The organism is Floridaenema flaviceps BLCC-F50, from assembly GCF_041929275.2.
GTDB classification, from domain to species: domain Bacteria; phylum Cyanobacteriota; class Cyanobacteriia; order Cyanobacteriales; family Aerosakkonemataceae; genus Floridanema; species Floridanema flaviceps.
On sequence record NZ_JBHFNR020000002.1, the window covers coordinates 1,776,293 to 1,788,147 of the forward strand.

Consider the following 11,855-nt stretch of genomic DNA (forward strand, 5'->3'; position numbering starts at 1 on the left):
TTACCAGTCCCCTATCCATTATTCAACGCTGCTTTTGGATAAGCAATACGTTTATGGTGAAACTGTTGCCAAACTTGGACAAAAATTTCGGCAATTTGGGTCATTTCTGCGCGGGTTAAACCGGAATCTACTAATTGATTATCTTGCCAACGTGCCTTCAAAATTTTGTTAACCATTGCCAAAGCTTCTTCGTAAGTGGCATCTTTCAAACTTCTTAAAGCTGCTTCGCAAGAATCTGCTAACATGACAACTCCGGTTTCCCGTGATTGAGGAATTGGGCCTGCATAACGGAAAAAAGATTCATCTATAGGTTCTTTTTCTTGTTGTTTTGCCTGATGATAAAAATAGGCAATTTGCATTGTTCCTTGATGTTCGGGAATAAATGCTTGAATTGCTTTAGGTAGGCGATAGCGACGTGCCATAACTAACCCTTCGGTGACGTGCTTTTTAATAATTGCGGTACTAAAATAAGGGTCATTAATTTGGTCGTGTTTATTTGGCCCGCCCATTTGATTTTCAATAAATCCTTGGGGGTCGTGCAATTTGCCGATGTCGTGATATAGAGTTCCGGTGCGGACTAATTCGACATTGCAATCTAATGCTTTGGCGGCTGCTTCTGCTAAAGTTGCTACGAATAAAGTATGTTGAAAAGTTCCGGGTGCTTCTTCTGCCAAACGTTTTAAAAGAGGACGGTTTGGGTTAGCTAATTCTGCCAAACGAACGGGGGTAACTAAGTCAAATAACTGTTCTAAATAGGGGCTAATTCCTAATGCTACGACACTCCAAGCTACGCCTGTGAGACTGTAAATTGCTGCTTCTTGGAGTACGGCTAACCAGATTGAACCTGCGGCGGCGCTGAGAACTAGATTCAGAGTGAGGTAAACGATTCCTTCGGTTAGACCGATGCCAATTCCTAGTAAAGCGAGTTCTTCGCGCGATCGCAATCTCCCCGCCATCAAACTCCCCACCATCGCCCCAGCTGCATTCGCCAACAAATGATCCCAAAAAACAGTTTCCATGCCAATAGGCAAACCTAAAGTCAGTAAACCAACCGTAGTTACACCCAAAGCGGAACCATAAAAAGTTCCCACCAGCAAACCCACAGCTGGTAGACTGCTGTAATTCACGCCAAAACTGACCAATAAAGGAACACTTAAAGCCAAAAGCAGGATTAAAACGTGGTCACGTTGGCGCAATCCTGCATGAAAGCGCCTTTCTACCCACCAAAAAACGCTCACGCCACCGCTAACTAATACGCCACAGCCAACTAAACCCCACCAATTTACTTCCCGACGGCTTAATTTAAAGTGATCGAGCAAGACAAATTCCCTTTGGGTAATTTGTTGACCTGCTTTGACAATTATTTCTCCTTTGTGTATTTCAACTATTTCTGGTTTGACTTGCTGTGCGGCTTGTTCAGCTTGCAGCTTTGTTTGTTCTGCATCTTCGATTAAATTCGGTTTTAGGGCACCAACTATCAGCTGAGTAACTACAGGTTGAGCGGTTTCTGGTACTAAATTTGTCACCTGAATTTTCACAGCTTGCTGTTTCAACACCAAGGGTAAACCAGGAGCTATACCTTGAGTGAGAATGCGTTGTAGTGCTTGAGAAATTCCGGCTTGAGTTTTGCGCCAATCCGCTTCCGTCAACTCTAAAAAGGATAAATTTAGCGAATCTTCGGCTTCAGAAAGCAATTTACTGGACAAATTTGCTATTGCTTGGGCATAGCGCTGACGGGCTTGGGAAATTGTATTTATTAGTGTTGCTAATCCCTCTGGATTAATCCGGCGATAGGCTTTGAGTTCGTTAATGACCTGTGGTACTTGTGGAGAGTTGACCTCTGGGGAAGAAGCATTGGCAGGAAGTTCATTAACATTCTCTATTTTCTCATTGGGATCGTTTAATCCGACTAGAATTGCTTGCCATTCCGATTCTGAGCAACTCCGCAAGTAAATTTGGCTGGCAGTGGATAAAACGGATGTAAAGGGAAATTGTCCAGCAATGCGGCGAGATTGGTTGATTTGCTGAATTTTTTGCTGTAATTCTTGATAAATAAGATGATTAACATTGGCATCGACCATTAATACTGGTATTAATCCCCGACGGGCTGCTTTTTGTTTTGCTTCTGTGGTTTTCGGGTCTGCAACTGTTGCGTCTCGTGGTGCAACGATGGTGGCGGGGGCTAAGGTGTCAACGTCCAGTTTTGGCTGATTGTAGAAGCGATGACCCATAGCGCTGGTCAGGGAAATCATTGCCATGACTAAGGCAACTTTGGGGCGTTTTCCGGTTTTAGAGCGCCGACAGTTTAGGGCTTGAGTTTGACAAGGATTTGTTTCTACAAGCAAGCTCCGCAGGTGTTTGAGCACCAGCTTGTAAATAGATTGATGCCGTTCGGGAGCCTTTGGCGAAGAGACAATCTCTTGGTCGGGTTTAGGTTTTGACGAACGGTATGTACGTTTGAATGTTTTTAAAAGAGCCATGCTGAGGGCAATTCTCCGCCATTGCTTAAGCTGTTTTGTCCACGAATAAAACGTTTTCATCTAAGAGCGGCGGTACACCCTGAACTCGGTATCTAGATGAGACAAAGTGTTACTCATTTGGTTATTATAGAAGGTTGATGGAAAAATGAGGCTCTATCGATGGTTGTATAAAAAATACCAATAATGCTGAAGAGTAGTAAGGGTTTGCTTCTCCAGTCGTTAATCTAGTCTTTAAATTTAGATGAATCACTAGCATAGGCAGTAACAGCGATTTATCCAAGACAGATGCTATTGCGATCGACACTGTACCAGTGGGATCGCCGATTTTGCTTTGATCCCTAGCTTATGGGAAGTCTAGCAGAAGATCAAGCATCCGCCTATCTAGTGTTTCATTTCTATAATTTATGTTAATCAAATTAATTACAAGTAATCGCGCAGAAAGTCGAAAGGGTCTTCTTCCCAGCAAGGTTCTGGACACATTAAATTGAGATAGTGGGCGAGTTCGGCTTCTACTTCTGCGGCATCCTCTGGCTCGAACATTTCTGCTAAAGCTTGTAAGTCTCTTTCTCTTAGGGAAGACAGGGGAGGTGCGTGATTTACATGGGAGTATTCTTTTTCCGTAGTTTTACTTACCTGGGTTTCTATCTGATGAAATTTTCGTAAAGCAGGGCTGCGGGAAATTTTGTAAGCGGTTTGGGAACTAAAACCAACTAGCTCGCTTAGGGGGGTACTGTCTTCACGATCGGGTTTAGTGAGATACATAATGGCTTACTCGGAGGACTAACAGGGAATCGGCTGCAAAATGTGTTTGCAACTCAGGCTGAGGCTGAGAATGCAGGAAAAAGCTCAATCATACGAGGTTAGGATTAGGAATTGAGAAAGAGTCCCCTGACCAGAAAAATCCTTAGCTCCGCGTAATTATGTAATTTTCTGCACTTTGATTGATAATTTTTGGTAATTTCTGGTCAGAACCTAACTCGTTCGGTATTAAATTTAAGTGTTTTCACTATACTGGTACCAATTTCATAATTTCGAGCTAAGTTCGGTTACTTCACAGTATCTTTACAATAGACCCACAAAATTTAACTAGAAGTAAATTCGATCGCTAAAACTTTGTATTTTTTAATACTTTTTATCTTATTAGTCTAGAGCGGAATATTTTGGTGAGGGAAGGGACAAGGGAACAGGGGACAAGGGAGCAGAGGGGACAAGGGGAATTTTTGCCTTGGAACCCTTCTGCCTTCGGTTTAAGAGTTAGAATTCACTGGTGTCTGCTGGAGGTGGGCCACCACTACCAGGTATTTGGTTGAAGCGGTTTTGATCGTTGTCGTTGCGGTATACACAGTCAATTTCGGGTGAACTTTCTAGGGCTCCTGTATAAGCGAAGGTGTTCATCCGCAGTTTACAATTTCGCACTTGTTCGCCGTTGATGAGTTTTCTTTGCTCTAAGATTGACCAGTTGTTGGTACGCAGTACGCATCCAGGCTGCATTTTTGGTTGAGATATGTAGACGCTAAAGGGGTTGAGGGTAACGAAAACGCGGGTGTCGGTGACGATCGCACTGGCACCAAATTGAGCACAAAGTTCTGCGTTGGGGGCGCTGCGATCGATAAATTCGCGGGAATAGACGTTATTGCCGGAATCAGAAGTTGCTGTAGTACTAAAGGCAATGCCAATTCCGATTCCTAAAATGAAAACGCCTGCAATAATTGCTAATGATGTGTAATTAAACAGTGAAGGTTTACTGGTGGATGATGTAGGTCTGTTAGTCACAGTGGGGGATTTACGTCTCATAATTACTCGACAAGTTTTACCAATTTTATTTAATGCGTAAGCGGAACTGGTACTACTGTTTCCAGTATGCCCTTAATTTTAAGTTGTGTGGTAAAGTTTACGTGCTACCTCAACTTAAGCGCTAAGTGTTACTATATCAGGCTAAGTTTAGGCTAGCTAGGAAAAAATGCTTCTGATGATTAGTAAATGCGTATTTATCCACTAGTCAGTATTTGTATTCCTGTTTATAACGCTGGTGAATTTATTGCACCACTAGTCCAGTGTCTTGAAAGCAATACTTATCCGCATACGGAAATTATTATTTCTGATGATGCTTCTCAAGATGGGTCTTTAAGGTTATTACAAGCCGCGAATTTACCCAATTGTCGAATTTTTACTCATGCTAGATATGGATTGGTTGGGAATTGGAATTTTTGTGTTTCCCAAGCTCAAGGTAAGTATGTCAAGTTTTTATTTCAGGATGATACGATCGCTCCAGACTGCATTACCAAAATGGTAAATTTAGCTGAACAGGATGAGGAAATAGGTTTAGTTTTCTGTCCACGTCGCTTGGTTTTCGCTCGGTCGATCGATGCCAATTTTATTAAAGGTATGCAAGATTTACATCGGCGCTGGACTCGGTTAGAATCAATTCAATCTGGTCTAAGTTTGCTCAGAGATGCAAATTTTTTAAAGCCGCCATACAATAAAATTGGTGAACCGACGAATGTGTTAATTCGTCGAGAAGTGTTTCCCCAAATTGGTTTGTTCGATCCAAGTTTTAAGCAATTATGTGATTTAGAAATGTGGTTGCGGATTATGGCTGATTATAAAGTGGGTTTTGTCGATGAGGAATTGGCAACTTTCCACATTCATGCTGAACAAACAACTAATCGGAATTTAAATGGCGATCGCATTGCCACTTTGTTTGAGATTTATAAAGTATGGCTAAAAATTATTTTTAATAAAACTTATCATTCCTTACCCAAAGATTTACGGCAAAATCTCAGACAGGAACTAATCAAAATTCTCTTAATTAAAGGAGCAAAAAGCATCATATTATTGAGATGGTATCAAGCACAGAGAGTTAAGGAGTTACTGACAGAGGCTTTGGTAACAAAACTAGAACTAGCTAGTGATGAGTAATTTTAATAGTTACTAATCCAGCGTGGCAGAAAGAGCATCCTTAACAATATCCTAAATAGGTAAACAGTACCATGACTGAAATTTCCAACATTCGCAAGTTACTATCCGATCCAAATTTAGGGCTATTCCCCCAGATAGACAAAGCAATTAAAGATATCCAAACGAACTTTACTGAGTACAAAGAAATTTTCCACTTTGAGCATTACGATCTAGAATTTGGTAGTTGCCAAACTCACGTCACTGCGAACGATGCTAGACCAATTATTACCCAATTAATTATCATGAAATTTCCGATAGTTGGGCTAAGTAAAGATAAATTTGACCTGTTAATGTTAGCAGCAGAAATTCAAAATAATCTCGACGCTACCATTATGGATTGGAGTACTCGCGAACGCAGTCAATATGATAATAAACCCTTAAGACGACCAATTACAACGGTTGCTGGTAATATTGGCTTTCAAACAGTAGATCAACCGAATAACTCTTGTTGTGTGACAATTGTTCGTGAGTTTGAATTGATTTACGCTGCATCATTTTAAGTTTAGTTGGTGATTGGTAGTTGGTAGTTGGTAGTTGGGAAAAATCACTAACTATCAACTCCTAAGCAGCAGACCAATTTTAATTTTAGTTATCTTAATATTGAAAGATTTTTGTTAAACATGAATGATTCCGCAAAAAAAGCTAAAAGCTTTTTGAGGTTCCCAGTTGTTTCTCATGGTGCTGAGTTTTTAGTCCAAGGGTATTTAATGAGAAGAAATATCCTTACTTACAAAGCACCTCCAAACAATGAAGGTTACGACTTAATTTGCATTCATCCCGATCCTCGGAAAACTAAAAAACAGGTTAGAGTTCAAGTGAAAAGTCGTTATCAGACAGACTGCGATCGAGGTTTTCCTGTAAAAGAGCAATCTTTTCCTGCCTTTGATTATTTAATAATTGTATTTCTCAATATCGGTTACTTCTATAAAAAGGGAATTTCTTCCATAGAGGGTAGAAAAGAACCAGAATTTTATGCTTTTCCCATCAATTTTATTAGGGAAAACCACCGAAAAACTGCTTCTTGGGAAAAAGTAATGACTAAGGGATTAGATATTGAACAATACAGGAATGATAATGGTTTTGAATTGATTGCAGTAGATCTAGAAATTGATTATCCTTCTAGATCTATCTTTGAAAATATTAATGATGCTTAGATTTCTCTGGAATTATTTACACATTAAATCTAAACAACATTACATCACCTTCTTGCACAACATATTCTTTACCTTCACTGCGAACTAAACCTTTTTCTTTAGCTGCATTCATCGATCCATTTGTTACTAAATCTTTGTAAGCAACGGTTTCTGCACGAATGAAACCTCGCTCAAAATCTGTGTGAATTACACCTGCTGCTTGGGGTGCTGACATTCCAGCGTGAATTGTCCAAGCGCGGGTTTCTTTTGGCCCGGTTGTGAAGTAAGTTCTTAATCCCAAAAGTTCGTAAGTGGCGCGAATTAAAGATTTTAATCCGCCTTCTTCTACTCCGAGAGATTCGAGAAATTCTCCTCGATCTTCTTCTGGTAAAGCAATTAATTCTGATTCTACTTGGGCGGAAACAATTACGACTTGGGCGTTTTCTTGGGCGGCGATTTCGCGTACTTTTTCTACATATTCATTGCCGCTTGCTAAGTCATCTTCCGAGACATTGGCAGCATAGATGATTGGTTTGTTAGTGAGTAAACCTAAACCTTTAATTGCTTGTTTCTCTTCATCGGTTAAACTAGCTTGTCTGGCTGGTTTTCCTGCGTTTAAAACTACGTTGATTTTTTCTAATGCTTCTAATTCCAGTTGCGCTTCTTTGCTGGTGCGTGCTAGTTTGCGGGTGCGATCGATCTTTCGTTCAATTTGATCCAAATCTGCTAAACCTAATTCTAAATTAATGACTTCAATATCTCTGGCTGGATCGACAGAACCCGCAACGTGAATAATATCATCATCTTCAAAACAGCGGACTACATGAACGATCGCATCAACTTCACGAATATGGGATAAAAATTTATTTCCCAGTCCTTCACCTTGACTCGCACCTTTCACCAAACCCGCAATATCCACAAATTCGACTCTAGCAGGAATAATTTGCGCTGAATCTGATATTTTGGCTAACACATTTAACCGTTCATCGGGAACAGCAACCACGCCGACATTCGGTTCAATTGTACAAAAAGGAAAATTGGCGGCTTCTGCTTTAGCATTTGCCACCAAAGCGTTAAACAATGTAGATTTACCAACGTTAGGGAGTCCAACAATTCCGGCTCTTAGCATCTTAGTCCAAGGTTAAAAACTGGGTGCAAATTTGATTTTAAACTCTAAGGAACGGTTTGGGGAATTGGTGCGGGTACTGTTTGCGGAATTGGTTCTGGTACTGGTTGGGGTATTGGTGTTGGCACTGGTTCTGGTGCGGGACTTGGAACTGGTTGGGGTATGGGTGTTGGCACTGGTTCTGGTGCGGGAATTGGGTTGGGCAGAGGTTCGGGTAGGGGACTGGGTAGGGTGCCTGGTTGGGGAATTGGGTTGGGGACTGGATTAATCATAAGGGTTGTTTTGTGGTTCGATTATTTTAAAAGTAGGAAATTTTTGCTTTTATTTCCTCTGTCTGATTGGCTATTTCTTATGATTTTGGATTTTTTTGGAACCGCAAAGGACGCAAAGAACGCCAAGAGAAGAAAGAGAAGAGGGAGAAGTTTTGTTAGTTGATTTAGAGTTACTGTAGTTTTAAAGGTGAAATTTTAAATGTTCGATCGCAATTTTCAAGCAAAAACACCTTTATTAGATGCGATTAAAAGTTATGTTGAGGATGATCATGCGGCTTTTTATACTCCAGGGCATAAACAAGGTCGGGGAGTTTCGCAAAAGATGCGAGATTTGTTGGGTTCTCAGGTGTTTAAGGCTGATTTGACGGAGTTGGAAAATTTAGATAATTTATCGGCTCCTGAAGGTGTGATTAAGGAGGCGCAAGCACTAGCAGCGGCGGCTTTTGGTGCGGAGGAATCTTGGTTTTTAACTAATGGTTCTACGGCGGGAATTATTGCGGCTATTTTGGCGACTTGTGGTGATGGGGAAAAAATTATTCTACCTCGCAATGTTCATAAATCGGCAATTTCTGGGTTGATTCTTTCGGGTGCAATTCCGATTTTTGTACAACCTGAATCCGATCGAATTTTAGATATTGCTCACAGTATTACGCCGGAAGGTGTTGCTGATGCTTTGAGGGAACATCCAGATGCGAAAGCGGTTATGATGGTTTATCCAACTTATTATGGTGTTTGTGGAGATGTGGAAGGAATCGCTAATCTCGCCCATCAATATAATATTCCACTATTAGTTGATGAAGCTCACGGCCCTCATTTTGCTTTTCATGCTGATTTACCTCCCTCGGCTTTATCAAAAGGTGCTGATTTAACTGTACAATCTGTTCATAAGGTGTTAAGCGGCTTAACTCAAGCTTCAATTTTGCACGTTCAAGGTGAGAGGATCGATCGCGATCGCATCACCAAAGCTTTACAATTAGTTCAATCTACAAGTCCGAGTTATTTGTTATTAGCTTCTTTAGATGCAGCACGTCAACAAATGGCTTTGGGTGGCGCAGAATTGATGAGTCGCACTTTACAACTTGCCGAAATAGCAAGAACGGAAATTAGTCAAATTCCACAATTATCGGTTTTAGAATTGTATCCTTCCGCAGGGTTTGTCAATCTCGATCGCACTAGACTAACTGTGATAGTTTCCGAATTAGGTTTAACAGGATTTGCTGCCGAAGATCTACTCGCTCAACAGGGTATAATAGCTGAATTTTCCTCAAGAAAACATCTGACTTTTATTATTAGTTTAGGAAACAACCAAACAGATATAGAAAAATTAGTGCAATCTTTTCAGAAATTAGCTCAAGAGCATCAAGGAGAAAAATCACTTGCTAATTTGCCCGAATCAATGGATAATTTTCCTGTTTATTTTCAGAAGGAAACACCAACAATATCCCCCCGTAAAGCTTTCTTTGCGGCGACGGAAACCTTACCAATCAAGCGTGCAATTTCTAGAATTTGTGCAGAAATAATTTGCCCATATCCACCAGGAATTCCAGTGTTGATGCCGGGAGAAGTGATTACTCCAGATGCTCTTGAATATTTGCTAAATATGCAGGCAATTGGCAGCGAAATTACTGGTTGTGTAGATGCAACTCTGAAAACTTTAAAAGTCGTAAAATCTGAGTAATGAAAGCAAAAATCTAGTGCAGGGACACAGCAATAACTAATCAACAAAACCTTTCTTTCCTGGGAGCCTTCTGCCTTCTTACACTAGCGATTACCGATGAAATTTTGGGAAGGATTATTCCGCATTTCTTGATATTTAAATGCTCTGGCGTAATCGCCCATTGCATAGCAAGCAACTTTTAAACTCCCCAGAGATTGCTGTTCAACTCGGCTATCTTGCATAAAAATAGCTACAGCTAAACGCTGTTCATAACATTCTACTGCTTTGGCGAAATTTCCCACTGCTTCGTATGTAACTCCTAAATTTCCTAAACTTTGTTCTTCGACGCGATGATCTTCAATTTGTCGCGCAATTTCTAAGCGCATTTGGTAATATTCAATTGCTCTAGAATAGTCACCCACAGCATAGCAAGCACTGGCTAAATTTCTTAGTACTTGTAATTCGCCTCTGCCATCTTGGATATCTTTTGCGATCGCTAATCTCTTTTGATAAGCATCGATCGCTTGAGCATAATTTCCTAAAGCATAATAAACATTGCCCAAATTTCGCAGAACTTGCGCTTCTCCTTGTCGATCTGTTAACTTCTGCATCAGCACCAAACTTTGTTGCAGGTACTCCACAGTTTTTTCATAATTGCCTAATGCTTTAAATGCCAATCCTAAATTATTTAACGCCGCTACCTCTGCGCGATCGTCTCCTACTGCTTTGGCAATTGCCAAACTTTGCTGTTGGTATTCAATTGCTCTGACATTATCTTCTAAGTGGCGATAAGCATTACCTAAATTTCCTAGCGCTAGTCCTTCTGCACGGAGATCTTTAAGTTCCCTAACTACATCCAACCATTGTAGGTAATAGTTAATCGCTTTTACATAATCACCCAAAGCGTATAAAGCGTTGCCAATTTTCCCCAGGACTACTCCCTCTTCCGAACGATACTTAATTTCCCGGTAGATAGTAAGAGCCTGTTGGAGAAATTTAATTGCTGCATTATACTGTTGATTTTGATGGCAATCTGACGCTTGTGCAATTAATTGTATTGCTTTGGCACATTTGGGTTGTTTTTCTAGCGCTTCCTTTTCGTTACCCTGCCAATCTTCAGGTAGCGGGTGAGCGATCGTAGTTCGATCGCCGTTCGGAATACGCATTTTATTTTCTTCTAGGTATATCCGATACCCCTGGCTATCCATATCTCCAACCTCTGAAAAAGTCCTCTCCTGGCAGTATGCACATCTTTTACTTCTGTGTGAATGATACAGATCACTGAGTAAAAGTTAACTCGATTCGATTTACGTACAAAAAATCCACCCCTAATTGTATCATTCCCCAATTTCCAGAAATAAATAGCAACTGCGCCAAAATAAATATTTGAGGTCAAATCAAGATTTCGGAGAATCGTCAATGCAGCGAGTTTTAGAACCGGAAGTTATGGACAGTTGGGAAGAAGCTGTCGCTTATGATGCGATGGATTTCACCCAGGTAAATGCTGCTTTTGCTCAACGGGCGATCGCACTAGCGCCAACAGCAGCTAAAGTTTTAGATGCCGGAACTGGTACCGCCAGAATTCCCCTATTACTTTGCCAGCAACGTCCCCAATGGCAAGTAACAGGCATCGACTTAGCAGAAAATATGTTAAAAATCGGCGCTGAACATATAAAAAACGCAGGTTTACAACCACAAATAGTTTTAGAACTAGTAGATGCCAAGCAATTACCATACCCTAACGCATATTTCGATCTGGTAATTTCTAATAGTTTGATTCACCATTTACCCGATCCCCTACCTTTTTTGCAAGAAATTAAACGAGTTTTAAAACCCAAAGGTGCTATCCTAATTCGTGATTTAATTCGACCTGCTAATCAAGAAACTTTGGATAATTTAGTAGAAAGTATCGGCACAGAATACGACCCTCACCAAAAACAGTTATTCGCTGATTCTCTCCATGCTGCTTTTACTCTTGATGAGGTCAATCAACTAATTTCTCAAGCTGGTTTACAAGACGTGAAAATATATCAATCTTCCGACAGGCATTGGACAGTAGAAAGAAGTTTTGAGTTTTAATACAACACATTGCAAATCCCCCATTATCCCCCTTAAAAAGGGGGACTTTGAATAATGTTCTTTCTCTGAGATCTTGCGCCACTTTTGGAGGTAGAACCTCCAAGACCTCGTTCCCAGGTTCAACCTGGGAACGAGAAATAGAGGCTCTGC

At 40.7% G+C, this 11,855-nt stretch carries 11 protein-coding genes; 5 read left to right on the forward strand and 6 right to left on the reverse strand.

All coding sequences use genetic code 11. The features are described 5' to 3' along the window. Window positions 1–11: 11 nt before the first annotated feature. The 3 genes from ACE1CI_RS28215 to ACE1CI_RS28225 form a co-directional block, all read right to left on the reverse strand. Window positions 12–2,480: an HD family phosphohydrolase gene (locus tag ACE1CI_RS28215; protein WP_413263571.1), complete on the reverse strand. Its 2,469-nt coding sequence runs from the start codon at window positions 2,478–2,480 to the stop codon at window positions 12–14. Between the two features lie 420 nt (window positions 2,481–2,900). Then, window positions 2,901–3,242: a hypothetical protein gene (locus ACE1CI_RS28220; RefSeq protein WP_496615872.1), complete on the reverse strand. Its 342-nt coding sequence runs from the start codon at window positions 3,240–3,242 to the stop codon at window positions 2,901–2,903. 492 nt (window positions 3,243–3,734) lie between these two features. Beyond that, a complete protein-coding gene (locus ACE1CI_RS28225) occupies window positions 3,735–4,274 on the reverse strand; it encodes a DUF3172 domain-containing protein (RefSeq protein WP_413263573.1) in 540 nt (179 codons plus the stop codon). 186 nt (window positions 4,275–4,460) lie between these two features. On the opposite strand from ACE1CI_RS28225, the gene ACE1CI_RS28230 reads away from it, so the two are divergent. The 3 genes from ACE1CI_RS28230 to ACE1CI_RS28240 all read left to right on the forward strand — a co-directional run bounded on the left by ACE1CI_RS28230 (window position 4,461) and on the right by ACE1CI_RS28240 (window position 6,592). Beyond that, on the forward strand, window positions 4,461–5,399 hold the full coding sequence (locus ACE1CI_RS28230; RefSeq protein ID WP_413263574.1) for a glycosyltransferase family 2 protein: 939 nt from the start codon (window positions 4,461–4,463) through the stop codon (window positions 5,397–5,399). Window positions 5,400–5,470: 71 nt separating this feature from the next. Continuing rightward, a complete protein-coding gene (locus tag ACE1CI_RS28235) occupies window positions 5,471–5,938 on the forward strand; it encodes a hypothetical protein (protein WP_413263575.1) in 468 nt (155 codons plus the stop codon). A gap of 120 nt (window positions 5,939–6,058) precedes the next feature. After that, a complete protein-coding gene (locus ACE1CI_RS28240) occupies window positions 6,059–6,592 on the forward strand; it encodes a hypothetical protein (RefSeq protein ID WP_413263576.1) in 534 nt (177 codons plus the stop codon). 16 nt (window positions 6,593–6,608) lie between these two features. On the opposite strand, the gene ychF is transcribed toward ACE1CI_RS28240, so the two are convergent. Both ychF and ACE1CI_RS28250 read right to left on the reverse strand, forming a co-directional pair. Then, complete coding sequence (ychF, locus tag ACE1CI_RS28245) at window positions 6,609–7,700, reverse strand: redox-regulated ATPase YchF (protein ID WP_413263577.1); 1,092 nt, start codon at window positions 7,698–7,700, stop codon at window positions 6,609–6,611. A 44-nt stretch (window positions 7,701–7,744) separates the two neighbouring features. Next, window positions 7,745–7,969 carry a gamma-aminobutyric acid A receptor, epsilon-like protein gene (locus ACE1CI_RS28250; RefSeq protein ID WP_413263578.1) on the reverse strand — a complete coding sequence of 75 codons (225 nt, stop codon included), beginning with the start codon at window positions 7,967–7,969 and terminating at the stop codon, window positions 7,745–7,747. A gap of 199 nt (window positions 7,970–8,168) precedes the next feature. Here ACE1CI_RS28250 and ACE1CI_RS28255 point away from each other — a divergent pair, with 199 nt between their 5' ends. Then, the gene (locus ACE1CI_RS28255; RefSeq protein WP_413263579.1) at window positions 8,169–9,647 is read left to right on the forward strand and encodes an aminotransferase class I/II-fold pyridoxal phosphate-dependent enzyme; all 1,479 of its coding nucleotides are present in this window, start codon (window positions 8,169–8,171) and stop codon (window positions 9,645–9,647) included. An 83-nt stretch (window positions 9,648–9,730) separates the two neighbouring features. Here the strand turns inward: ACE1CI_RS28255 and ACE1CI_RS28260 are convergent, their stop codons facing one another. Further along, entirely contained in the window at window positions 9,731–10,792 is a 1,062-nt protein-coding gene (locus ACE1CI_RS28260) for a tetratricopeptide repeat protein (protein WP_413263580.1), read from the reverse strand. Window positions 10,793–11,045: 253 nt separating this feature from the next. Between ACE1CI_RS28260 and ACE1CI_RS28265 the strand changes: the two genes are divergently transcribed. Next, on the forward strand, window positions 11,046–11,705 hold the full coding sequence (locus ACE1CI_RS28265; RefSeq protein ID WP_413263581.1) for a class I SAM-dependent methyltransferase: 660 nt from the start codon (window positions 11,046–11,048) through the stop codon (window positions 11,703–11,705). Window positions 11,706–11,855 lie beyond the last annotated feature (150 nt).

Bases quoted from the DNA above. Each gene is read 5' to 3' on its own strand.
- ACE1CI_RS28215 (WP_413263571.1), bottom strand. From the start codon at position 2,480: ATGGCTCTTTTAAAAACATTCAAACGTACATACCGTTCGTCAAAACCT.
- ACE1CI_RS28220 (WP_496615872.1), bottom strand. From the start codon at position 3,242: ATGTATCTCACTAAACCCGATCGTGAAGACAGTACCCCCCTAAGCGAG.
- ACE1CI_RS28225 (WP_413263573.1), bottom strand. From the start codon at position 4,274: ATGAGACGTAAATCCCCCACTGTGACTAACAGACCTACATCATCCACC.
- ACE1CI_RS28230 (WP_413263574.1), top strand. From the start codon at position 4,461: ATGCGTATTTATCCACTAGTCAGTATTTGTATTCCTGTTTATAACGCT.
- ACE1CI_RS28235 (WP_413263575.1), top strand. From the start codon at position 5,471: ATGACTGAAATTTCCAACATTCGCAAGTTACTATCCGATCCAAATTTA.
- ACE1CI_RS28240 (WP_413263576.1), top strand. From the start codon at position 6,059: ATGAATGATTCCGCAAAAAAAGCTAAAAGCTTTTTGAGGTTCCCAGTT.
- ychF (WP_413263577.1), bottom strand. From the start codon at position 7,700: ATGCTAAGAGCCGGAATTGTTGGACTCCCTAACGTTGGTAAATCTACA.
- ACE1CI_RS28250 (WP_413263578.1), bottom strand. From the start codon at position 7,969: ATGATTAATCCAGTCCCCAACCCAATTCCCCAACCAGGCACCCTACCC.
- ACE1CI_RS28255 (WP_413263579.1), top strand. From the start codon at position 8,169: ATGTTCGATCGCAATTTTCAAGCAAAAACACCTTTATTAGATGCGATT.
- ACE1CI_RS28260 (WP_413263580.1), bottom strand. From the start codon at position 10,792: ATGCGTATTCCGAACGGCGATCGAACTACGATCGCTCACCCGCTACCT.
- ACE1CI_RS28265 (WP_413263581.1), top strand. From the start codon at position 11,046: ATGCAGCGAGTTTTAGAACCGGAAGTTATGGACAGTTGGGAAGAAGCT.